The organism is Prevotella sp. P4-119, from assembly GCF_002251345.1.
Classification (GTDB): Bacteria; Bacteroidota; Bacteroidia; order Bacteroidales; family Bacteroidaceae; genus Prevotella.
In genome coordinates this window covers 82,702-106,597 of record NZ_NPJB01000084.1, presented here as the reverse complement: position 1 = coordinate 106,597, position 23,896 = coordinate 82,702, and the positions used below count along the sequence as shown (strand labels likewise).

The 23,896-nt window shown below is 47.4% G+C and carries 17 protein-coding genes and 1 pseudogene; 11 read left to right on the top strand and 7 right to left on the bottom strand.

Annotation, left to right across the window (positions count from 1 at the left end; genetic code table 11):
• Nucleotides 1-13: 13 nt before the first annotated feature.
• A complete protein-coding gene (locus tag CIK89_RS09880; RefSeq protein ID WP_094391194.1) occupies nucleotides 14-1,078 on the top strand; it encodes a DUF4831 family protein in 1,065 nt (354 codons plus the stop codon).
• An 80-nt stretch (nucleotides 1,079-1,158) separates the two neighbouring features.
• Here CIK89_RS09880 and CIK89_RS09875 read toward each other — a convergent pair whose 3' ends face one another.
• A complete protein-coding gene (locus CIK89_RS09875) occupies nucleotides 1,159-2,391 on the bottom strand; it encodes an L-serine ammonia-lyase (RefSeq protein WP_094391193.1) in 1,233 nt (410 codons plus the stop codon).
• A 335-nt stretch (nucleotides 2,392-2,726) separates the two neighbouring features.
• Nucleotides 2,727-3,239 carry a hypothetical protein gene (locus CIK89_RS09870; protein ID WP_094391192.1) on the bottom strand — a complete coding sequence of 171 codons (513 nt, stop codon included), beginning with the start codon at nucleotides 3,237-3,239 and terminating at the stop codon, nucleotides 2,727-2,729.
• Between the two features lie 493 nt (nucleotides 3,240-3,732).
• Between CIK89_RS09870 and CIK89_RS09865 the strand changes: the two genes are divergently transcribed.
• On the top strand, nucleotides 3,733-5,100 hold the full coding sequence (locus tag CIK89_RS09865) for a tetratricopeptide repeat protein (protein ID WP_094391191.1): 1,368 nt from the start codon (nucleotides 3,733-3,735) through the stop codon (nucleotides 5,098-5,100).
• A gap of 127 nt (nucleotides 5,101-5,227) precedes the next feature.
• Here CIK89_RS09865 and CIK89_RS09860 read toward each other — a convergent pair whose 3' ends face one another.
• From CIK89_RS09860 to CIK89_RS09845, 4 genes are all read right to left on the bottom strand, one after another.
• The gene (locus CIK89_RS09860; protein ID WP_094391190.1) at nucleotides 5,228-6,229 is read right to left on the bottom strand and encodes a class II fructose-bisphosphate aldolase; all 1,002 of its coding nucleotides are present in this window, start codon (nucleotides 6,227-6,229) and stop codon (nucleotides 5,228-5,230) included.
• 232 nt (nucleotides 6,230-6,461) lie between these two features.
• Nucleotides 6,462-7,007: a hypothetical protein gene (locus CIK89_RS09855; RefSeq protein WP_094391189.1), complete on the bottom strand. Its 546-nt coding sequence runs from the start codon at nucleotides 7,005-7,007 to the stop codon at nucleotides 6,462-6,464.
• Between the two features lie 223 nt (nucleotides 7,008-7,230).
• Nucleotides 7,231-7,908, bottom strand: a complete 678-nt coding sequence (locus CIK89_RS09850) for an MIP/aquaporin family protein (RefSeq protein ID WP_094391188.1) — start codon at nucleotides 7,906-7,908, stop codon at nucleotides 7,231-7,233.
• A 35-nt stretch (nucleotides 7,909-7,943) separates the two neighbouring features.
• Complete coding sequence (locus CIK89_RS09845) at nucleotides 7,944-9,482, bottom strand: glycoside hydrolase family 43 protein (protein ID WP_094391187.1); 1,539 nt, start codon at nucleotides 9,480-9,482, stop codon at nucleotides 7,944-7,946.
• A gap of 84 nt (nucleotides 9,483-9,566) precedes the next feature.
• Between CIK89_RS09845 and CIK89_RS09840 the strand changes: the two genes are divergently transcribed.
• Nucleotides 9,567-10,562, top strand: coding sequence for a YqiA/YcfP family alpha/beta fold hydrolase (locus tag CIK89_RS09840; RefSeq protein WP_094391186.1), 996 nt, complete (start codon nucleotides 9,567-9,569; stop codon nucleotides 10,560-10,562).
• A 33-nt stretch (nucleotides 10,563-10,595) separates the two neighbouring features.
• On the opposite strand, the gene CIK89_RS09835 is transcribed toward CIK89_RS09840, so the two are convergent.
• Nucleotides 10,596-13,604 (bottom strand): PEP/pyruvate-binding domain-containing protein, encoded by a 3,009-nt coding sequence (locus CIK89_RS09835; protein ID WP_094391185.1) that lies wholly within the window; start codon nucleotides 13,602-13,604, stop codon nucleotides 10,596-10,598.
• A 706-nt stretch (nucleotides 13,605-14,310) separates the two neighbouring features.
• On the opposite strand from CIK89_RS09835, the gene CIK89_RS09825 reads away from it, so the two are divergent.
• The 8 genes and pseudogenes from CIK89_RS09825 (at nucleotide 14,311) to CIK89_RS09795 (ending at nucleotide 23,363) form a co-directional block, all read left to right on the top strand.
• Complete coding sequence (locus CIK89_RS09825; protein WP_094391183.1) at nucleotides 14,311-15,342, top strand: LacI family DNA-binding transcriptional regulator; 1,032 nt, start codon at nucleotides 14,311-14,313, stop codon at nucleotides 15,340-15,342.
• Nucleotides 15,343-15,435: 93 nt separating this feature from the next.
• A pseudogene (locus CIK89_RS09820) lies at nucleotides 15,436-15,662 on the top strand (MFS transporter); the annotation flags it as partial.
• Nucleotides 15,663-15,803: 141 nt separating this feature from the next.
• Nucleotides 15,804-18,476 carry a 4-alpha-glucanotransferase gene (locus CIK89_RS09815; RefSeq protein ID WP_094391182.1) on the top strand — a complete coding sequence of 891 codons (2,673 nt, stop codon included), beginning with the start codon at nucleotides 15,804-15,806 and terminating at the stop codon, nucleotides 18,474-18,476.
• Nucleotides 18,477-18,524: 48 nt separating this feature from the next.
• Nucleotides 18,525-20,660 (top strand): glycoside hydrolase family 97 protein, encoded by a 2,136-nt coding sequence (locus tag CIK89_RS09810; protein WP_094391181.1) that lies wholly within the window; start codon nucleotides 18,525-18,527, stop codon nucleotides 20,658-20,660.
• Nucleotides 20,661-20,681: 21 nt separating this feature from the next.
• Nucleotides 20,682-21,032, top strand: coding sequence for a hypothetical protein (locus CIK89_RS09805; protein ID WP_094391180.1), 351 nt, complete (start codon nucleotides 20,682-20,684; stop codon nucleotides 21,030-21,032).
• The gene (locus CIK89_RS13605) at nucleotides 20,995-21,132 is read left to right on the top strand and encodes a hypothetical protein (RefSeq protein ID WP_158214627.1); all 138 of its coding nucleotides are present in this window, start codon (nucleotides 20,995-20,997) and stop codon (nucleotides 21,130-21,132) included. The genes CIK89_RS09805 and CIK89_RS13605 overlap by 38 nt, the downstream gene beginning before the upstream one ends.
• A gap of 13 nt (nucleotides 21,133-21,145) precedes the next feature.
• Nucleotides 21,146-21,406: a hypothetical protein gene (locus CIK89_RS09800; protein WP_144007397.1), complete on the top strand. Its 261-nt coding sequence runs from the start codon at nucleotides 21,146-21,148 to the stop codon at nucleotides 21,404-21,406.
• Nucleotides 21,407-21,470: 64 nt separating this feature from the next.
• Entirely contained in the window at nucleotides 21,471-23,363 is a 1,893-nt protein-coding gene (locus CIK89_RS09795; RefSeq protein ID WP_371593411.1) for a glycoside hydrolase family 13 protein, read from the top strand.
• Nucleotides 23,364-23,896: the final 533 nt, after the last annotated feature.

The window sequence follows — 23,896 nt, the reverse complement described above, 5'->3', positions numbered from 1 at the left end:
ACTATTGACTAATATGAAGAAGTACATACTCACACTGCCCTTGCTCTTCGTGAGCATCATCACCATGGCACAGGCGGTATCAACACCTTTGAAACCCGGAAGAACTCCTGAGGGTGTGGTATATTTCCTACCCAAAACGGTGTTTCAACTCAATCTGCTGGTTGAGAAAAAGACCTACAAGCCGGGCGAATTTTGTAAATATGCGGAGAAATTTCTACGTCTCTCTGGCATTGCACAGGAAGAGGAAGTGACCCACAGCATCGTCAGTTACGGACTCACACCTGTTGGTGTTCGCGACACATCAAAGTGTTATACCGTCATGCTGAAAGGCAAGAGTGCTACTGCAGAAGTGAAGTTGAGCGACGACGGTGTGCTTCAGGCGGTCAATGCCGAACCGGCTAAAGTGAAAGTGAAAGAGCCTTTCAAACCTGCGCCACGCAAGGCGCCTGTCGATTCCAAACAGTATCTCAGTGCCGAAGTATTGTCGGCAGGTAGTGTGGCAAAGATGGCTGAACTGACCGTGCAGCAGATTCTTGAGATACAAAACCATCGTCAAATGCTCATCAGCGGTGAGGCGGAAGACGTGCCGACCGATAAAGATCAGTTGCAACTGATGATTGACCAGCTCGACAAAGAGCGCGAAGCACTCATGTCGATGTTTCTTGGCACCACTACACGCGATACTGTAGAGCAGGTTATCACGATTTGTCCGGAGAAAGAAGTGAAGCGCGAAGTTGTTTTCCGCCTCAACAAGAAGATCGGTCTGGTAGATAAAGACGATCTGTCGGGCATCCCCTACTACATGAACATTGAAGATGAGCACCATACCACGCTACAGAAATATGATATTCCTGAGAATAAAAAGGACGGTGGATTCTTTGTCAACGTACCCGGAAGAATCAAGTTTACCCTGTTGCGCGAAGACCATCAGTTGGCATCGTTCAACCTCTATGCCGCACAGTTTGGTTTTGTAGAACTGCGCAGCGGCTCACTCTTCAAACGCTATGTCACCCACATGACCCTTAACCCCGTTACGGGTTCTGTGGAGACAATACATGCCGACATGCCTACAAAATAAATCACGAGAATAGCGAAAGCGTCCTCGATACTTCACAAGGTATCGGGGACGCTTTTGTTGATAGACTGTTTGTCGTATTATTACTGTTGTTTCTTCTTGTCGAGATGCTGCTGATAGGCACGGGCAAGGCCGCCTTCACTCGTCTCCTTATAGAGCGACGGCAGGTCGTGACCGGTCTGCTTCATCACCTTCACTACACGATCGAACGAAACACGGTGGCTACCGTCTGACAAAGCAGCGTAAAGGTTGGCATCGAGAGCACGGGTAGCTGCGAAAGCATTGCGTTCAATACATGGAATCTGCACCAGACCGCACACCGGATCGCATGTCATTCCAAGGTGATGCTCCAATCCCATCTCGGCTGCATACTCCACCTGCGACGGACTACCACCAAACAATTGACAAGCAGCGGCAGATGCCATGGCACACGCCACACCTACTTCGCCCTGACAACCTACATCGGCACCAGAGATAGAAGCATTGCGTTTCACCACATTGCCAAAGATACCGGCAGTAGCCAAAGCGTGGAGAATACGAATATCGCTAAACTTATGACCGCGAGACAAGTGATAGAGCACGGCAGGCAATACGCCACACGATCCGCAAGTGGGGGCAGTAACGATGGTACCACCTGAAGCATTCTCCTCGCTTACCGACAGTGCATAGGCATAAACCAAGGCACGGGTTTGCAACGACTGTTTATAACCGCTGGCTTTCACATAGTAGGTAGGACCTTTGCGAGGCAGATGCAACGGACCGGGCAATACGCCTTCGTGGTCGATGCCGCGCTCCACACTCTCCTGCATGGCTTTCCAAACTTCAGCAAGATAGTCCCAGATGCCCTCATCCTCACATTCGCCGACATATTCCCAATAGTTGCGACCACTTTTCTCGCACCATTGTTGAATCTCAGCCATGGTATTCAGCTCATACACTTCACTTTGATCAGCAAACCAACTTGGATGTTCGCCTTCTGAAAGAGCACCGCCTCCCACGCTATAGCAGATCCACTCATCTATTATATTATTGTTCGCGTCGCGTGCCACGAACTTCATTCCATTAGGATGGAACGGCAGAAATACCTGCGGTTGCCATTCCAACTGCAACGGAGCGATGGGTTCAAGCACTTCTTTGATAGCCACATCGGTCATGTGGCCACGTCCCGTAGCAGCCAGACTGCCATAGAGTGTCACCTCGAAAGAATAGGCGTCGCCATGATGACTGGCAAAGATTTGCGCAGCCTTCTGTGGTCCCATCGTATGACTACTCGATGGACCCTTACCTATTCGGTATAGTTCTCTTAATGATTTCATGTTTGCAAAGGTACGATTAAGTGAGTGAAATGCAAAATAAATGCTCGCTTTTATTTTCATTTCCGAGCGTGAGTACCTAAGGTCCATAGGACCAAAGGTACGATTAAGTGAGAAGAAAACAAAAGAAAACTCGTTTTCTTTTTGCTTTCTCGAACGTGAGTACCTAAGATGCAATACGTCAAAGGTACGATTAAGTGAGTGAAAAACCAAATCTATTTGAGTTTTTCCGAGCCTCAGTACCTAAGACAATAAGAAATAAAAGAGGAGGCGTTGTCTGACGACAGCCACCTCCTATCATGGTCTAATGCGCATTACAGAGCGCAAATATCACAGCATCAGAAGCGAATGCCCAACGATACGTAAGGGCCATAGAAGTTTGGCACATTACCATGGAAGTTTCTGGCATTAAAGCCTATACCAATAACTGGTTGGAAGCGCTGTGCATTGGAATGTTTATAGAAATACAGTCCCACACCATACGAAGTATTCTTATACGTAGAACTTCCCAACGATGTAGTCAGTGTTCCTCGGAGTTCGAGTGTTCCCATACGCCAATTCTTGTTGTTGAGCAACTGATAGCCGATACCGCCTCCTAAGTTAACGGCATTGTTATAGTCTTTGGTTGCACCAAGTTTGGGGATAAAGAAATCGGAATGTGCCAGTGCATGGATAGACAACCGATTGACGGGGGAATAGCCCAAATCAATGTTTGCACCCATAAAAGACAAATCTTTGGAAGATGCTCCCATAGAGAACGAACCTTCATAATGCAGTGGACAACGCTCTTCCTGTGCCTGCACACCTATCGCCAGCATGCAAAGCAACATCATAATACCAATCTTTTTCATAAAAAACATTTTTATATTTAATATTAAACCATATAGAATATCGCTGTTATTATAACTACGATATCATCTATTCTTCATAAAAGTTTGCATTGCAAATTTACTTCATTATTTGCTATCAAAAGAAGGTAATACCGTTTTAACATTTTTACCGCAACATTTATAAAATATCTTATCATACTGATTACAAGAGTTTTAGTCAACAAAGCGACGCTACCAACAATAAAAAATTCTACGTTTTATTTGTATTATCCCATAAAATTCTTTACCTTTGAAGCACATTAAGAGTATTATGAACATTCAAAAAACCATCAAATACATATTCATTATAATTGTGATTTGCTGCCACGCAGGGTGTCAAAATAAACCTTGCCATAATCTACAATTAGTAGAGGAACTTCTCGACCGAGATCTTCTTGACTCTGCAAGCAACATATTTAATAGCATTGACCCAACATCCATAAAGTCCACATCAGACTCTGCCTATTATAATTTGATGAAGACAGAAATCATGTGGCAAAAAGAAGAAAAGATTAAAAATGATTCTATTATCAGCTTTTCCATCAATTACTATGAGCAAAACAAAGACCTTAAAAAGTTGGCCAATGCATACCACTACAAGAGTGGTATCTTATATTTGCAAGGGAAGAAAAAAGAAGCTATATACCTTGAAAAGAAAGCAGAATTAGTTGCTAAGACTCTGCATCATGACATACTGAACTTGAAAATATATAATAACCTCAGCTATTTCAATCTTGCAGCCAATAACAAAAAGGAAGCAGAAAAGTACTTAAAAAAGATGTTAGAGATTTCCAATAAGATAAACAACAATATTTGGAAATCTGCTGCCTTGACAGGATTAATAGACATTCATCTTGATCAAAACAACATTGACAGCGCCTGCTATTATATTAACCAAGCTACTCCACTCACCAAATACCTTGTCTCATCAATCAGAATTAGTTTCTTGGGGAATATGGGAAGATTTCTGGAAAAAATTAACCCAAAGAAGGCTATTTCGTTCTACAATGAAGCATTGCACATTGAAGAAGAGCCGAAAATCTATGGGTTTATGGCTAATATATATTACAAAGCAGGTGACGTAGATAAAGCGATGACACTATGGAATAAATCTCTAAACTCACCAGACATCAGTTTCCAAATAGAAATACTACAGCAACAGCACCAATATCTGAATGAACATGACCGAGAGCACGAAGCCCACCAAGTGGCAAAACGGATTATTGCACTGAAGGATAGCATGGCGATAATCGAGCAACGAGACAGTATCAAAGAGATACAAAACATGTTGGAGCAGGAGTATGTGGTGCAAGAAGCACGCGAAGAACGCCACATGCTGATTGCCATCTGCTGTGGACTCATAGTAACTATCTGTATCGGCATTGCCATTTATACTGTGCGACGCAGACACTATCGAAAAGAGATTAGCCACCACAAAAACGAAGCATTGTCGAATCAGGAAATCCTCAGAAGCCTGCAACAATCATCGGAACAATCGGCAAAAGACCTTAAACACCTGCATAAGGAAATGGAAATGCTACGCACCGAACAGTCGCAACTGTTGGCTAAAGGCAAACAACGCTACGATGAAATCATGCAGGGTGGCAACACTGCGCTATGGCATAAACAAGACTTCATGGCATTTATGGAGTATTACCGCATGACAGAACCAACCTTTGTGGAACAACAAGAAAAGGAATACAACACCCTTTCACCCAAACTTCAGTTTTTTGAAACACTCTCTCACATGGGCTACTCCAACAAAGACATAGCACAAATACTATGCGTAGGAGAAGACTCGCTGCGATCTTACAAAGCCAGAGTGAAGAAACAGAAAAGATAAGCGCTAACTGCCTCTTTGACAAACCGCATCCACTGATTAGCCTGACAGAAAGAAAATCACTCTGCCGTCCATCGGACAACAGAGTGATTTATAGTATTGTTATCTATCGCTTACGCGATGAATAGACTTAGCACTGAGCCAGTTTGCCATCAGAACCGAGCACATTCACAATCTTGTGGATGTACATCTTCTTCATGTTCTCACGAGCAGGCTTCAGATACTGACGTGGATCGAAATCTCCAGGATGCTCAGCTAAGTGCTTGCGGATAGCAGCAGTCATGGCAAGACGAGAGTCTGAGTCGATGTTGATCTTGCAAACAGCAGACTTAGCAGCCTGACGGAGCTGATCCTCAGGAATACCGATAGCAGCCTCAAGGTGACCACCGTACTTATTGATAGTGTTAACCTCTTCCATAGGAACTGATGAAGAACCGTGGAGAACGATGGGGAATCCGGGGAGTTTCTTCTCGATCTCAGCGAGTACGTCGAATGCGAGTGGCGGTGGAACGAGCACACCGTTCACGAGCGTGCACTGCTCTGGAGTAAACTTGTGAGCACCGTGTGAAGTACCGATAGAGATAGCGAGTGAATCGCAACCAGTACGTGTAGCGAAGTCGATAACTTCCTCAGGTTTGGTATAGTGTGACTCAGCAGCAACTACATCATCCTCAACACCAGCAAGTACGCCGAGCTCAGCCTCAACAGTTACATCAAACTGATGTGCATATTCAACAACCTTCTTGGCCAAAGCAACGTTCTCCTCGTAAGGCAGTGATGAACCGTCGATCATTACAGAAGAGAAGCCATTGTCGATACAATCCTTGCAGAGCTCGAAAGTGTCTCCGTGGTCGAGGTGGAGCACAATCTCAGGATGCTCGCAACCGAGTTCCTTTGCATACTCTACAGCACCCTTAGCCAAGTTGCGGAGGATAGTTCCGTTAGCATAGTTACGTGCACCTTTAGAAACCTGCATGATAACTGGAGACTTTGTTTCAACAGCAGCCTGTACGATAGCCTGCATCTGCTCCATAGTGTTGAAATTGAATGCTGGGATAGCATAACCGCCAGCAACGGCACGCTTAAACATCTCACGAGTGTTTACGAGGCCGAGGTCTTTGTAATTTACCATATTCTTTTATATTTTTATATATGTTAGTTAAATTCTGATGCAAAGGTAGAAAAAAATATTTGAAAGTGTCAGATGTGGTAACAAAAAGTTATCCGTTTGTAGCTCATCTTTACACATTATTAATATATATCAGTTGGTCAATTGCCATTTTGCAAAATCCACATTCCATTTTTTGCCATTCTTCATATCCATCCACCACCTGCTCTTTACGCTTTAGACACCCGAAGGTGGGTTAATAATTATCGAGCAGAGCCTGCTGCTTCTGCCGTTGGCGCTCAGCTTTGGAAGGTCCCTTCGGACCAACTATCTTGCCGATGGCCCATCCCACCAATGCCAAAGGATTGAAACCGACAGGTATTTTCTGCATCAACTGAGCATCCACCTTGTTGAGATGGGCATTGATGGCTGCCGTTTTGTCGCGCCGATGCCCATAGACTATCACTTCGCGCAGGGCATTAAGATTGGGCAACAGTCCGATGGTGTCGCCTTTCACCTCGTCGGGAAATAGATAGCGACTCTGATAGTTGGGGCAAGCCAGATCAACTCTTTTATAACCATTGCACAGACAGAACACACCATTCCACGGTGTGCGCATGTGCTGTCCGTCGTCGGTAGATACCTCCACGTTGCGCAGCGGAACACCCGTTTCCATATCGACCACTACCAGTTGGCGCTGATGGCTACAGCTGTCAGCCTCTTCTGCATGACTTTCCACCACTGCCAACAGTAGTGTGAGCAGTGTCAGGGCAATGCCTGTATGATATGTTTGTGTTTCCATTTCATCGGCAAAAATACAAAGATTCTGCCCAACACCATCGTTTTGCAAGTATTGTTATACTTCTTTTCACTCTGTTTACACAGCACCCCATGATGACTGTGCGCCATTGACATTGCTTAACATAGCAATGGCGTGACTCCCTCTGCAGGAGCCACGCCATATTGATGGATGACAGTCAGAACGACCGCATCAAACTGTTTCTGTTGCTACAGAGCCGATATACTTATTTTCCATCTGGTGCAATCATCTTCCACACCCCTGCTGCCAATGCGCCACCGGCAAACGGACCGACGATGAAAACCCAGAGTTGGCTCAATGCCTGACCGCCTTGGAAGAGGGCAGGACCGATGGAACGAGCGGGATTCACCGATGTTCCGGTATAGTGAATACCTACGAGATGGATGAGGATGAGCGACAAACCGATGGCAAGACCTGCAAAATTGTTGGTAGCACCATTGGTCTTGCTGGTAGCACCCAACACCACGAGGACGAAAAGGAAGGTGAGCAACACCTCTGCCAACAATCCGTTGAACACATTATTGGAAGCACATGCGTTTGCGCCAGTTGCCGTACCTTCCACCAAACTGGGGTCGGTCCATACCAGGAGCGATAGTACTGCAGCAGCTATGATGGCTCCAATGGTCTGAAACACCATATACATGCCGGCATCCTTGCCATTCATGCGTCCACTGAGGAATACACCCAGCGTAATAGCAGGATTGATGTGGCAACCGGAAATGCCGCCGATGGTATATGCCATGGCAATGACCGAGATACCGAAAGCCATAGCCGTTCCCACTACTGATGCCGTATCGACACCACAATTCAAACTTACTGCTGCACCGCAGCCTAAGAAGGTCAGCACGAATGTGCCTACCATTTCTGCTAAGTACTTCTTCATCGTGTTACGTGTTTAGTGAATATATTTGTTGATGATTAGTTTTCTATATAGTCGAAATAATTGAAACGGGCAGCGCCTTTGCCTTGGGCATACATGCCAACGACAACTCCGGTGAAGCCACCCACCACTTCGGTGCTGACCAACGAACAGGCCTGACGGGACATCGTTGTGAACGGTGCACCGTCGGCAGCATATTCAAACACATAGTGGTCGGCAACGGCATTGATACGCAAACGCACCTTCTTGGCTTTTGCCAGCATTGCCTTCTGCGCCTGATGGAATGTCTTGATGGTATAGGCAGCTTGTATTTCCACCCCACCCTTGTCGTCTTTGACGAGTGCAAGGTCGAAGTGTCCGTCATGGATCTGATAGACCGTGATGCCAGCCTCACATCCTTTATCCAGCGAAGCCACATCAATCTCGGTCTCCATAATCATGGTGTTGCTTTCCTGTCGGCGTCCGATGAATGTCGGCTGACTGTTCTCCGTCAGCGTACTGGCTGACGCTTTCAGTGTGACACCACCTTTGGCAAAGCGATAGTTGTCGGCGATGGGATTCTGGATATACACCCATTGTGGGTCTTTGGGATTGATGTCATGCTGACTCTTCACGCTGTCGGCAAGTGTGCCAAAGAGCGCCGGCACCTGCATGAGTGTATCGATAGGGTTACCACCATTGACCACAGGCCATTCACCCTCCTTCCATTCAACGGGTGCAAGATAGGTTTCCCTGCCCAGATGATGGTATGAACCGCCAAAATTGCGGTATGCCAAGAAGGTAATCCACCAACTTCCGTCGGCAGCCTGAACGAAATCGCCATGTCCGGTGCCTTGTATTTGCATCGTCTGTCCCTTCATGTTGCAGTTGGTGAGAATCGGATTGGCGGGATTCGACTCGTAGGGACCATAGATATCTTTGCTGCGTGCTATGGTCAGACGGTGTGCCAATTCGGTGCCACCCTCAGAGATGAGCAGGTAGTAATAGCCATCTTTCTTATAGATGTGCGGTCCTTCGGGATAGCGTCCACCAGTGCCTTGCCACAGTGGACGGCTCTCGGTGAGTTGTTTGCCTGTTGCAGGGTCTATCTCACAGAGCATGATGGTATTGTCGGGATTAGACATCATATAGCATTTGCCATCTTCAAACCACAGCGATGGATCGATGCCTTGCTGCTCAAGCCATATCGGTTCGCTCCATGGCCCCTTTGGATCTTTGGCTGTTACCATGAAGTTGCCGCCATTACCCACATTGGTGGTGATCATATAATACACACCTTCATGGTAGCGAATGGTAGGTGCATAGATGCCCAACCATGACGACGCACCCTTCAGATTCAGTTGTGAGGAACGGTCGAGCACATTGCCAATCTGCTTCCAATTGACCAAATCAGTGGAATGGAAGATGGGTACACCTGGAAAATATTGAAATGAAGAGTTGACGAGATAGAAGTCGCTATTGACACGACAGATACTTGGGTCAGGATGATAACCTGGAATGATAGGGTTGCGCAGGGGCTGAGCAGAAACGGTCATAGCAGCCACCCATGTCATCAATAGTAGAAATACTTTTCTCATGTTACGATTTATTAGTCATATTTGGGTTCAAAGTTACGAAATATTTCGCAAATAATCAGTAACTTTGCAAAAAATTTCACTTCAATGGAAAATCCTTACATACAACAATATCCCGAACTGATGTCGGGAAAGACCGTACTCTATGTTCATGGCTTTGCTTCAAGCGGACAGTCGGGCACTGTGGCACGCCTTCGCGAAGTGATGCCCAACGCCCATGTGATTGCACCCGATCTGCCTTTGCATCCCGATGAAGCCATCGCCTTGCTACAGGACATCTGCCAGAAGGAACAGCCTCATCTGATTATCGGCACATCGATGGGTGGCATGTATGCCGAGCGCCTCTATGGCTATGCTCGCATCTGTGTAAACCCTGCCCTACAGATGGGCGACACGATGAAGAGTCATGGCATGATCGGGGCACAGACTTTTCAGAACCCCCGACAGGACGGAGTGCAGGAGTTTATCGTGACCAAGGCATTGGCTAAAGAGTATAAAGACTTCTGTGAACACTGTTTTGAGGGAGTGACCGACGATGAGCAATCGCTGGTCTATGGACTGTTTGGCGATGAAGACACAACCGTAGATGGTTATGCCGACTTCCATGATCACTATCGCCAGGCATTGCATTTCCATGGTGAGCACCGCATGAACGACAAATCGTTTATGCACTCCGTGCTGCCGGTCATCCGTTGGATTGACGACAGCCAGGAGCAACGCGAACGACCTATTATATATATAGGTGCTGAGACTCTTGCCGACAGTTACAACAAGCCAACGAGTTCGATGGCAAAAGCTATCCGCATGCTCATTGAGCACTATCAGGTGTATTTCGTAGCACCATCGCCCAGTAGCGATGCTGCCGAGTATGCCGTCACTACCGACTGGCTGACGCAGTATGTGGGTGTTCCTGCCTGGGGTCACACCGTATTTACCAACCAGCGCCATCTGCTCTATGGCGACTATCTGATAGCTCGCGAGAAAACTCCCGACACCATGGCCACGCTATTGGAATACGGCAGCGACACCTTCAAGACATGGGAAGAGGTGATAGAATACTTCTCGCGTTTGGGCGGACAGTAAAGTCGGTCACCCCTTCCCACAGCCTATTTCCGTTTACTGTTCGGCATCGGGCAGAAGTACAACACCCTTCTGCTTCTTGCCATCCATCATGATCTTCAACGGCTTGTCGAAGCGCACATGGCGCACATGTGGTGTCTCTTCCACAGCAGGCATACTGTCGAGCACCTCTTTCTGAAATAGGCCATCACCCGTATAGGTATTGATGGTGAAGTAACCCACGCCAAAGGAGGTGAGATTCTGAAAGAAGTGAGTGCCTTGCGAGGGATCGACATGATAGTTTTTGAGTCCCTCTTCCACGATAACGCGTGCTGCAGAGATGTGTGGCCACTTGACGGGAATGCCCAACCAATAGTCGCTTGATCCCCATCGTCCCGGTCCTACCAGTACGTAGTTGCGTCCCTCGTTGAGGAATCGTCTGTTGATTTGTTCTATCTCGTCGGCGATATACGGATTTTCTGAAGCCGTAAAATCATCGTTGGTCTTGACATATACCACATCGGTGACATCTTCCGAAATACCGTGTCCCAACGAGTTGGCAGATCGCAACAAGCATTTCTCATCGCTGATGACATCGAGGTCGGCATCGAGCACCTGCTTGGAATCGACAATAGGTCGTATCTGCAACAGATAGAAATTGCCGTTCATCTTGCCTTGTTCGCCATTCTCCAGATTGCAAGCAAACTCTATTTCCACCGGGCGGCGCATTTCGTCGGCACCGAAGCGCTCCGACATCTGCAATATTTCTGGCAGTGGGAACACCCCGTGTTGGAGTACGCCACAGAAGGAAATAATCTTTCGCCCACCTTCGTAGATACCGTCGCGAATCACTTGATCGTAGGGATCAAAGGTGGAAGCAATACCGGTGAGCGCCCCATCCTTATCGGCTTCTTTCACTCTCAGATTCTTGATATTGAAGCCATCATCCACTTGGAAATCATCGCCCACCCTACTCATATCGAGTGCATAGAAGCGTGTCTGGGTCTCACGGAGTGCCGTTTCCATCTCTGAGGTTTGCAACACCTGATTGGGATGATAGGGCGAAACGCGCAGCGTCTGCCCTCCATCAACAATATATTTACCGAGCCCAAGGGCGAGGGAAGCAATACCTTCCTCGGCAGTCTCATCGCCTATCGGGTAATAGTTGAGTGATCGGAGCACACCGCTAAAGGTCGGATAGTATTTATCGCCATAGGTCTTGCCCACCACTTCCTGTAGTATGACAGCCATTTTCTCTTGGTCGATCACATTGGAAGTAGCCGTCATATAGGCTTTCGAATCTTTATAATAGACCGATGCATACACGCCTTTGATAGCACATGCCAACATACGGAGCATCTCATACTTATCGTCGAGATAAGGGATCATATAGGTGCTGTAGATACCGGCAAAGGGCTGATAATGGGAGTCCTCCAGCAGCGATGACGAGCGCACAGCGATTGGCGACTTGACCGCATCGAAGAAGGTGAAGAAGTCGGCAATGAGTGCATCGGGCAACTGTGCTTTGAGGAAGTGATGGAGTATCTCGTCATCGCTGGCATCGCTGAGGGCTATGCCCCAGAGATTGTTCTTATCCATAAACTGGTCGAAGTAGTCGGTGCAGAGCACAACGGTCTTCGGTATCATGACTCGCGCATTAGGATACTGGTTGAGTTCGGGATGGCGCTTGATGATGTTGTCAAGGAATGCCAGGCCACGGCCTTTTCCTCCGAGCGATCCTTCTCCAATGCGTGCAAAGTGGCTGTAGGTGTCAAATTTCAGACGGTCGAATACTGCCACCACGCCGATATTCTTCATGTGTCGATACTGCACGATGGCATCGAAGATAATCTGTCTGTGGGCATCGACATCCTGTAGCTTGTGCCAGGTGACATGTTTGAGGAATGCCGATACGGGGAAGATGGCTCTTGCACAGAGCCAGCGGCTCATGTGGTTGCGCGATATATGGTAGAGCATCGAGTCGTTGGGAATCTTGAAGATATTGTCTTGCAGTTCCTTCAGCGATCGCACACGACACACCTCTTCATGGGTTTGCGGATCGCGGAAGATGAAGTCGCCGAATCCCATGTGTTCTTCTATCACCTGTCGCAGGTCAACATTCATCTTCTTACTGTTCTTGTCGATGAAGTCAAAGCCCTCGGCTTCTGCCTTTGCGCGGTTTTCGCTTTCGCTACTTTGCAGAATGAGTGGCACATATTCATCGCGCTTGCGTATCTCGCGCAACAGTTTCAGTCCAGCCTCAGCATCGCCATCCTGCACCTGTGCCAACTGTCCGTGTGGGGTATGCATGGGGAATCGGGTATCGCTGATGACGCCCAAGGTATTTTCATGATACTTCTCATAGATGCGCATCGCATCCTCGTAGTTGGTGGCAAGCACCACTTTGGGGCGTCCTCGTTTGCGCTGTGCTGCAGCATGTGGATTGAGCGCTTCGGTAGAAAAGCGCTTGCTCTGTGCCAGAATATAGTTGTAGAGGTTGGGCAATACAGAAGAGTAGAAACGTATATTGTCCTCTACGAGGAGTATCATCTGCACGCCAGCCTCGTTGATATCGTGCTCGATATTCATCCGGTCTTCTATCAGTTTGATGATAGAGAGTATGAGGTTGGTGTTTCCCAACCAGCAGAACACATAGTCGAAGATAGACATATCCTCGTTTTCTATACGTTTGGTGATACCGTGTGAGAATGGTGTCAGCACCACACAGGGAATCTGTGGTGCCATGCGTTTCACGTCACGCGCCACAGCAAAGGCATCGTTGTCGGCATTACCTGGCATACATATCACCAGATCGACATCGGTAGTTTTAAGCACTTGCTCTGCCTCTTCGGTGGTTGACACCTGACTGAACGATGGTGGATAGCGCATGCCGAGTTCCATATACTCGTCGAAGAGTTTCTCATCCACTCTGCCATCGTCCTCCAACATAAAGGCGTCATAGGGGTTGGCAACTATAAGTACATTGAAGATGCGTCGTGTCATGAGGTTGACAAACGATACGTCTTTCAGATAAAACTGATTCCATTGCTGTGGTACTGTGCTCATTGTAGTACGTTTATTTGATTACAAAGGTACGATTAAGTGAGAAGAATACAAAAGAAAACTCGTTTTTTCTTTTGGATTCTCGAACGTGAGTACCTAAGGTCTGTAAGACCAAAGGTACGATTAAGTGAAGAAAATGCCAAATTTATTTGAGCATTTTTGAACGTGAGTACCTAAGGTCTGTAAGACCAAAGGTACGATTAAGTGAAGAAAATGCCAAATTTATTTGAGTATTTTTGAACGTGAGTACCTAAAAGAACATCGAACACCCAGTTGCCATCGGTTTAGTGATGAGAAGTCATGACGAATATGCAACTATACTCTCGCACATAGTTAATTTAGTTTTTAAGAAATTTCGACCACACGACCACAGATATTTGCAATATCCTATCTGTTAGGATCTTACGGTGTGGTCGAATGCTCAAATCATGGGATTTCGACCACACTTCGACCACAACATGGCCGTAAGCGAATCTGTGTGGTGCTGCTGTTTCTCCATCAAAAGCAATAAATATCGCATAGAAATGAAACTGATCGGTATTTGCAGATCATGTTTTGACAAGGAGTTTCAGATGTTTGGCAAAAGTATTTCAGGTCAAATCCGATGTTTTTTTAATGCTAACGTTTGCATCTGATTTTATTGATTTACGTCAAAAATCACCTTTGTTTTCAAAAATAATAAGTACTTTTGTGCCAACAACTGAAAACCATGAGTGATAAAATACCTATAACAATGAAGGATATCGCCCGCGAATTGGGCGTTTCCGTAGCTACCGTGAGCCGTGCCTTGAAGGACAGTCCACGCATTAGCGCATCGCAAAAGAAACGCATCCAAGCCTACGCAAAGGAGCGCAACTTCTATCCTAATGTCATTGGTGAAGCCCTGCGTCACAGTAGGATACAGCCCATGAAGGTGATAGGAGTAATTGTTCCTGAGTTTGTGCATTACTATTTCATGTCAGTACTTTCGGGCATTGAGGAAGAAGCACGTGCACGCGGCTATCGTGTGATGGTGGCACAAAGCAACGAGCGCTATGATAAGGAAGTGGCTATCTGCGACTCCTTCTATAAGAATAAGGTGTGTGGCATCATTGTGTCACAAGCCAAGGACACCAAGCAATATGACCATTTCCGCAAACTGATGGACAATGGTGTACCTTTGGTATTTTACGACCGCATCTGTACAGGTGTGAATGGTTCGCGAGTTGTGGTAGATGACTATATGGGAGCATATACAGCCGTGACCCATCTGATAGATACCGGCTGCAAACGCATTGCTTTCTATGGTTCTCCCATGAATCTCGAACTATCGAAGAACCGCTATAACGGCTATCACGATGCCTTGGCAAAACATGGTTTGAAAGAACATGAAGGCTTCGTTAAACTATGTGACAACCGCGCACAAGCCGAGGCTATTACACCAGAAATTCTATCATTACCAGAAGGCGAAAGACCCGATGCATTCTTTGCCATCAACGATGACACGGCTATCGGCATACTCTATACCGCCAAGCACATGGGATTCCGCATTCCTACTGACATCAGTATCTGCGGATTTACCAATAGTGACCGTGCCAGAGCCAGCGATCCAATGCTGACAACAGTAGAGCAGCGCGGTATTGCCGTAGGCGAAGAGGCTGCCAACATTCTAATAGGACAAGTGGAAGGCAGTATTCCCAAGGACGAAGTAGAACTGCGTGTAGTTCGTACCCGACTGGTTATCAGAGGTACGACACGCTAACATAGCATATTATAATATACGGCAAGCAACATGATACCATACGACACAAAACATTCATTCATACGTTAAACAATAAAAAAAACAATAATAACAATGACACAAAAACCTGATCTTTCATTCTGGAAACTCTGGAATTTGAGTTTTGGATTCTTCGGCGTACAGATTGCCTACGCCCTGCAAAGCGCAAATATCTCGCGTATTTTTGCCACTTTAGGAGCAGCCCCCACGATTTGAGTTAATTCTGGATTCTCCCACCATTGATGGGAATCCTCGTACAACCGATAGTTGGTAGTCTCAGCGACAAGACGTGGTGCCGTTTTTGTGTCTTTGATAGACAAAAAGGGAGCGTAAGTAATGCAAACGTTTGCACGTCTTAAGATAAAAATAGTTTGATTGGAGCACCAGAAGGTACAGTTTTTTTTCTTACTTTCGCACCGAGAAACCCAATAACTCATATAAATATGACTCTACATTTCCATATTGAATACAATACAAACTTCGGCGAAGAAGTATCACTGAACATCATAGAAGGCCATGAGGTGAAGTCGTACCGCATGACAACCATCAACGGCACAGATTGGTACTGCGATTTAGCACAGAGCAAAGCCACTACCCTCACCTATTATTATAAGGTGTCTGGCGGCAGCAACGGCGACCGTTACGAATGGCAGATGGTAAGACACCTGTTGGACATGACCAGCACCACGGCTACTGAATATACCATCTACGACCGATGGAACAGTATGCCCGATGACTCATATCTATACAGTAGCGCCTTTACAGACTGCATCAACCACCAGGAGCCTCAACAGATGAAGGCTACCTCTTTCGCCCAAACAGTGCGGATCACCGTTCGTGCGCCACAGTTGCGCAATGGCGAGCGATTGGCAGTAATAGGTTCTGCTCCCTCATTGGGCGGTTGGAATCCTGAGAAGTCACTCCCCATGACCCTCCATAACTATGGTGAATGGGCAATTGACATTGATGCAGCACCCTTGCACAACGGTCCTGTAGAACTGAAGTTCGTCATCATCGACGCTTCAGGCAGCATCCAACTATGGGAATGTGGCTACAACCGTAGCATCAGTCTGCCCACCATGTCGAAGGGCCAAGTAGTGGTATATCATCTCGATCAGGCATTTTTCGAGATTTACAATCACAAACTGGCAGGCACATTGGTACCCGTATTCTCGCTGAGAAGCAAGAGCAGTGCGGGTGTTGGTGATTTCGGCGATTTGAAGATGATGATAGACTTGGTAGTCAAGACTGGTCAGCGCGTATTGCAGTTGTTGCCCATCAACGACACAACCATTACGCACACCTGGACCGACTCCTATCCCTATAGTTGCATCAGCATCTTTGCCATCCATCCTCAGTATGCCGATCTTCGCGCTTTACCCGCATTGGCAGATGAGGCAGATCGCAAGTCTTCCGAGGCAGAGCGCCAGCGTTTGAACGCTTTGCCACAGATTGATTACGAAGCAGTAAACAGATTTAAATTAGCATATTTGCAGAAACTCTATCTTCAAGAAGGTAAAAAGACGATGAAGAGTGCCGATTTTAAGGCATTCTTCCAGGAGACTCAGAATTGGCTCATACCATACGCTCAGTATTCATATCTGAGAGATAAGTATGGTACAGCCGACTTTACTCAATGGAAAGACCACAACACATGGAATGAGGATGACCGCCAAAACTTATCAAACTCTCGCACTAAAGCCTACGAGGAGGTAGCCTTCTACTATTTCGTGCAGTTCGTTTTGTCATCACAGATGAAAGCAACGCACGACTATGCCAAGCAGAAAGGTGTCATTCTCAAGGGCGATATCCCCATCGGTGTCAACCGTTACAGTTGCGATGTATGGATGGAACCCAAATATTTCAACCTCAACGGACAGGCCGGTGCACCACCCGACGACTTCTCGGTGAACGGTCAAAACTGGGGATTCCCTACCTACAACTGGGATGAAATGCTGAAAGACGACTGCCAATGGTGGGTTCGTCGTTTCCAAAATATGTCACAGTTCTTCGATGCCTACCGTATTGACCACGTCTTAGGATTCTTCCGCATTTGGGAAATCCCCACCGACAGCGTTCACGGACTTCTCGGACAGTTTTCTCCTTCGCAGGCCATGAGCCGCGAAGAGATAGCACAGTATGGTTTCAACTTCCAAGAGCAACGCTTCACCGAACCTTTCATTACCGACTGGGTATTGGACCGAATCTTCCACGAGCGTGCTGATGAAGTGCGCCAAACCTATCTCGAACGCATCGATGGCGAGCGTTACCGCATGAAAGCTGAGGTAGATACACAGCGCAAGATAGAAGCACGCTTTGCAAAGACAACCTGTCAGGAAGACCTATGGTTGCGCGATGGACTATATGCCTTAGTAAGCGACGTACTCTTTGTTCGCGACCGCCGCGATCCCAACATGTTCCATCCACGCATTTCCGCCCAGCTCGACTTCATCTATGAATCGCTCTACGACAACGATAAGGCGGCTTTCAACCGACTCTACAACGACTACTTCTATCGCCGCAACAACCAGTTCTGGTATCGCGAGGCAATGAAGAAACTTCCTAAGTTGGTACAAGCCACCCGCATGTTGGTATGCGCAGAAGATTTGGGTATGGTGCCCGACTGCGTGCCCTGGGTGATGAACGAGTTGAAGATACTCAGTCTGGAACTGCAAAGCATGCCCAAGTCGCCCACAGTGCGCTTTGGTCATCTCAGCAGCAATCCCTACCGTTCGGTCTGCACCATATCAAGTCACGACATGCCGACCCTTCGCCAGTGGTGGGACGAAGATTACAACCGCACTCAAGACTACTACAACACGATGCTCTATCGCAACGGCGTTGCTCCCCATCCACTCCCCGGATGGTTGGCAGAAGACATCATCGCACGTCATTTGGCATGCCCGTCCATGCTCTGCATCCTAAGCATTCAGGACTGGTTGGCTATGGATGAACGTCTCCGCCTACCCGATGCCGATGCCGAGCGCATCAATATTCCAGCCAATCCGAAACACTATTGGCGCTACCGCATGCATCTCAACATTGAGGATTTGATGGCCGACAGCAAGCTGACCGACACCATCAGCACCCTTATCCGACAGACTGGCAGGTCGTAAAGCTCCTCATCACAACCGAGAGACAATATTCATAAAATAACTATCCACATGCTGAAAACAATAATGACTGTACTTGCGCTGCTGCCCATGATGGTAGCTGCGCAGACTGTGACATCACCCAATGGCAATGTCACACTGACCTTCTCGCTGACAGAACAAGGTCAACCGACCTATGAGATGTCGTATAAAGGCAAGAAAGTGATTAATCCCTCACACCTTGGACTGGCTCTTGCCTGCGACAAACATGCGTCGAAAGGTATGAACGAAACCGACCTCATGGAAGGTTTCAAAGTGAAGGACACCCAAACCTCTACTTTCGACGAGACATGGCGCCCCGTTTGGGGAGAGACAGCCACTATCCGCAACCACTACAACGAAATGGCGGTATGCCTCAACCAGCCCACATCTGATCGCGACATGACCATTCGTTTCCGTGTCTATGACTACGGCATGGGACTGCGTTATGAGTTTCCCCAACAGAATCAGCTCAACTATTTTGTGATAGAAGAAGAGCACACTCAGTTTGCCATGACGGGCAACCACACTGCTTACTGGATTCCTGGCGACTACGACACACAGGAGTATGAATACCAGATTACTCCACTTACCGGCATTCGCGAGGTCATTGCCAAGAATCGCGAAAGCTATAAGAACAATTCATCGACCACAGTATTCTCGGACACCGGTGTTCAGACATCGCTCCAACTGAAGACTGCCGACGGTCTGTATATCAACATCCACGAAGCAGCATGCCTTGATTATCCCACGATGCACCTGAATCTGGACGATAAAAACCTCGTCTTTGAATCATGGCTCACCCCTGATGCTGTAGGTCGCAAAGGATTCATCCACACTCCATTCAACACACCGTGGCGCACCATCCTCGTCAGCGACGATGCCCGCGACATGCTGTCATGCAAGCTGACGCTCAACCTCAACGAGCCTTGCAAGATAGAAGACACCTCATGGATTCACCCCACAAAATACTGCGGAGTATGGTGGAACATGATTGTGGGTACTAAAACATGGAGCTATACCAACGATCTTCCATCGGTACGCTTAGGTCAAACGGACTATAAGAAGTGTAAGCCCAACGGTACACACGGTGCTACAAACGAAGAAGTGAAGCGCTATATCGACTTTGCAGCCAAGAACGGACTTCAGGAAGTACTTGTGGAAGGATGGAACGAAGGCTGGGAGGACTGGTTCGGCCATCAGAAATTGGATGTCTTTGACTTTGTCACTCCATATCCCGACTTCGACATCAAGGCCCTCAACGAGTATGCTCACTCGAAAGGCGTGAAATTGATGATGCACCACGAGACCTCAGCTTCCACTCTCAACTACGAGCGCCACATGGAGAAAGCCTTTGAGTTGATGAACAAATATGGTTATGATGCAGTGAAAACCGGTTATGTGGGCGACATCATCCCACGTGGCGAATACCACTACAGCCAACTCACCAACAACCACTACCAGCGTGTGATAGAGACTGCTGCCAAGCATCATATCATGGTCAATGCCCATGAAGCCACACGTCCTACAGGTATCTGCCGCACATGGCCTAACCTTGTAGGCAACGAGAGCGCACGCGGCACCGAGTATGAAGCCTTCGGCGGTAGTGTGCCCTACCATACTGTGATGCTGCCCTTCACCCGTTTGCAAGGCGGTCCGATGGACTACACTCCCGGTATTTTCGAAACCAAACTCTCTGAATGGAGCAGTAACACAAGTTTCGTACACACCACCCTTTGCGGTCAGCTCTCACTCTATCTCGTGATGTACAGTCCATTGCAAATGGCAGCCGACCTGCCCGAACACTACGAGAAATACGATGATGCCTTCCAGTTTATCCGCGACGTAGCTTGCGACTGGGACGACTCTAAGTATCTTGAGGCAGAGCCTGCCAAGTATATTACCGTAGCCCGCAAGGCCAAAGGCACCGACAACTGGTTTGTTGGCGGTAAGACCGATGCCGAAGCACGCACCGCCGTAGTACGTCTGGACTTCCTCGATAAGGGTCGTAAGTACGATTGCGCCATCTATCAGGATGGTAAAGACGCAGACTATGAGCGTAATCCCAAAGCCTATCAGATTATCCAAAAGACTGTGAAACGTGGCGATGTGCTGAAGATCAAAGAGGCACGTGGCGGTGGTTTTGCTATTTCGCTGATGGCTAAATAATCCCCTATTGAAGCAATCAATATGAATGGAAAATATATTCTATCTGCACTGATGGTCACACTAATCACACCGGTGGTCCATGCACAGGGACGTTTCAACGAGATGGTCTATGATAAAACACAGACCGTATTCCACCTCAACGCACCTGCTATGCCCAAAGTGCGTATCTATCAGAACGGTCAGGGTGGCAAGCCCATCAAGACTGTGAAGATGCGCGCCGTAGGCACCGACCGCTGGGAAGCCACAGTGAAAGGCGACCTCAACGGCAAGTTCTACACTTTCGACATCGGTCGCGGCGAGTGTCCCGGCACTTTTGCCAAGGCCGTAGGTGTCAATGGTCAGCGTGGTGCCATCGTCAGACAGCATCATTGAGTTCAACTGGGACAACCTGAAGCAGTATCCTCAGGTGTTTGAATACTATCGCAACCTAATACAACTGCGTAAGAATCATCCTGCTTTCCGCCTTCGCTAAGGCTGAAAGGGTGGTGCGCCATCTGCAATTCCTAACCGCCTCGGACTGTCTCATTGCATTCCAGTTGAAAGATCTGGAAGGCATTGACACCTGGAAAGACATCATCGTGGTGCTAAACGGCAACCGCGACACCAAGACTGTCGATATTCCCGAAGGTGAATACCGCGTGGCTTGCTGCAATGGAGTGATTAGTGAAGCAGGCATCGGCATGCCCGTCAGCGGTGGTAAAACTACCATCGATGGTCAGTCGGCACTGATTCTCTACCGTCAATAACTACACCTAATTTAACTAAGAGACAATCGAAATAAAACAAATTTTCTTATCCTTTTTGATGCTTATGAGCATGATTTCCGCTTCGGCTGTGGTAAAGATAGACCGCATAGACCCCACCGATTGGTATGTGGGCATGAAGGATGCAACACTGCAACTGATGGTCTATGGACCCAATATCCGCGAGGCTAACGTCACTACCGACTATCCCGGTGTGGCTATCGACTCGTTGATACGACTCGATTCGCCCAACTACTTGCTGGTTTATCTCAATCTGAAAGATGCACAGGCTGGAGAGATGACGCTCAACTTCAAGGTGGGCAAACAGCAGAAGAAGGTGAAATATATGTTGAAAAACCGCGAAATGGCGGGCGAACGCCGCATGGGATTCACCAATGCCGACGTACTGTACATGCTGATGCCCGACCGTTTTGCAAATGGAAACCCCAACAACAATGCCTATAAGACCATGCGCGATAAGACCATCGACCGTCAGGCACCCAGTCTGCGCCACGGTGGTGACTTGGAAGGCATCCGTCAACACCTCGACTATTTCACCGAACTGGGTGTCACAGCACTGTGGTTTACACCGGTTTTGGAAAATGACAGTCCCAGCGACGGAAAGAGCAGTAGCTATCATGGCTATGCCACTACGGACTACTATCGCGTAGATCCACGCTTCGGCACCAACGCTGACTACCGTCGTTTGGCAGATGAAGCCCACAGCAAAGGACTGAAGATTGTGATGGACATGATATTCAACCACTGCGGATATTTCCATCCTTGGGTGGCTGACATGCCATCGAAAGACTGGTTCAACACATCGGAATGGCTTGCTCCAGAAAATCAAACTGCGGAGCATCAGAAGAACATAGGCACCATAGATGGTGTGGCTAAGGTGAACGACAAGTATCTCCAGACCAGTTATAAACTGACGCCAGTGATCGACCCATACGCCAGCAAGGTGGATCTGCACGAGACTGTGGATGGATGGTTCGTGCCTTCTATGCCCGACCTCAACCAGCGCAACACCCATGTGATACGTTATCTCATCCAAAACAGCGAGTGGTGGATAGAGACCGTAGGCATTGATGGCATACGTATGGATACCTATCCTTATGCTGACCGTGATGCTATGGCACACTGGATGAAAGTGCTTGGCGAGGAATATCCTAATTTCAACACCGTGGGTGAAACATGGGTTACCGAGCCTGCCTATACAGCTGCATGGCAGAAAGATAGCAAGTTGTCTGAGAAGAACAGTTATCTGCCTACTGTGATGGACTTTGCTTTCTTCGATCGCATCAATCAGGCGAAGAACGAAGATACCGACGAATGGTGGAACGGCATGAACCGCATCTATAATGTGTTGTGTTACGACTACCTCTATCCAAATCCAAAAAGCGTGATGGCTTTTGTGGAAAACCACGATACCGACCGTTTCTTGGGCGAGGGAAAAGATTCCGTTGCACTGAAACAGGCATTGGCGCTGCTGCTTACCATCAATCGCATACCGCAACTTTACTATGGTACCGAGGTGATGATGAACGGCACGAAGACTGTTACCGATGGTTATGTGCGTCAGGATTTTCCTGGCGGATGGACTTCAGACAAGCACAACGCGTTTACTGCCGAAGGTAGAACAAAGGCGGAAAACGATATGTTCCGCTGGATTAGCAACTTGCTCCACTGGCGCAAGGGCAACGAAGTGATTACCAAAGGCAGTCAGACTCAGTTCATCACCTACAAGGGTGTCTATGTCGTAGCCCGTCAGTATAAGGGCAAGAGCGTGATGACCGTGATCAACGGTAAGCGCGAAGCTGCCGAGCTCGACGTTAAGCGCTATGCTGAAATCATAGGCGAGACGGTCAAAGCCACCGATGTGACCACTGGCAGACATGTATCGCTCAACAAGAATGTGAAGCTCCGCCCACGTCAGACGATGATTCTGGAATTTTAATTCCACTGCATACTCTACACTCATGCCCACCTTTCACCAAAGGTGGGCATGTTTGGTTTTACGCCACATCACGATGTGCGTCAAGCGAAGTACTATTGCGCCGCTGTGAAAAGGATGCTTTTCACGATGATTTGCCATAATCCGAAAGCTGTCTATGTATCAAGCATTTGTGAGCTGCAAATATCAATTTACGCTGCAATTTCAATGAGTTTACTCAGCAAATCAATTTACTTTGGTCAGCAAATCAATTTATTTTGGTTAGCAAATCAATTTGATTTGGTCTGCAAATCAATTTGATTTGCTGAAAAAGAGAATATCGACAAGACAGAAAGATGGCATTGCAGGGCAAAGTATGCAACGTCAACCACTCTACCATACAACATACATGAATGACATAAGGACAGTGTGAAGAAATAAAGCATGAGACATGCACTATTGTTTCAAACCTTTTTTATCATGTTTCAAATGAATGGTAACTTAACCTCAAATACTTGTGGAGTTGATAGAAAAAGCGTATCTTTGCAACGAAATAA

Coding starts and splice junctions, on each gene's coding strand:
- CIK89_RS09845 (WP_094391187.1), bottom strand. CDS start 9,482: ATGAGAAAAGTATTTCTACTATTGATGACATGGGTGGCTGCTATGACC.
- CIK89_RS09835 (WP_094391185.1), bottom strand. CDS start 13,604: ATGAGCACAGTACCACAGCAATGGAATCAGTTTTATCTGAAAGACGTA.
- CIK89_RS13605 (WP_158214627.1), top strand. CDS start 20,995: ATGGTCAGCGTGGTGCCATCGTCAGACAGCATCATTGAGTTCAACTGG.
- CIK89_RS09805 (WP_094391180.1), top strand. CDS start 20,682: ATGAATGGAAAATATATTCTATCTGCACTGATGGTCACACTAATCACA.
- CIK89_RS09825 (WP_094391183.1), top strand. CDS start 14,311: ATGAGTGATAAAATACCTATAACAATGAAGGATATCGCCCGCGAATTG.
- CIK89_RS09815 (WP_094391182.1), top strand. CDS start 15,804: ATGACTCTACATTTCCATATTGAATACAATACAAACTTCGGCGAAGAA.
- CIK89_RS09795 (WP_371593411.1), top strand. CDS start 21,471: ATGAGCATGATTTCCGCTTCGGCTGTGGTAAAGATAGACCGCATAGAC.
- CIK89_RS09850 (WP_094391188.1), bottom strand. CDS start 7,908: ATGAAGAAGTACTTAGCAGAAATGGTAGGCACATTCGTGCTGACCTTC.
- CIK89_RS09810 (WP_094391181.1), top strand. CDS start 18,525: ATGCTGAAAACAATAATGACTGTACTTGCGCTGCTGCCCATGATGGTA.
- CIK89_RS09840 (WP_094391186.1), top strand. CDS start 9,567: ATGGAAAATCCTTACATACAACAATATCCCGAACTGATGTCGGGAAAG.
- CIK89_RS09865 (WP_094391191.1), top strand. CDS start 3,733: ATGAAGACAGAAATCATGTGGCAAAAAGAAGAAAAGATTAAAAATGAT.
- CIK89_RS09870 (WP_094391192.1), bottom strand. CDS start 3,239: ATGAAAAAGATTGGTATTATGATGTTGCTTTGCATGCTGGCGATAGGT.
- CIK89_RS09880 (WP_094391194.1), top strand. CDS start 14: ATGAAGAAGTACATACTCACACTGCCCTTGCTCTTCGTGAGCATCATC.
- CIK89_RS09875 (WP_094391193.1), bottom strand. CDS start 2,391: ATGAAATCATTAAGAGAACTATACCGAATAGGTAAGGGTCCATCGAGT.
- CIK89_RS09855 (WP_094391189.1), bottom strand. CDS start 7,007: ATGGAAACACAAACATATCATACAGGCATTGCCCTGACACTGCTCACA.
- CIK89_RS09860 (WP_094391190.1), bottom strand. CDS start 6,229: ATGGTAAATTACAAAGACCTCGGCCTCGTAAACACTCGTGAGATGTTT.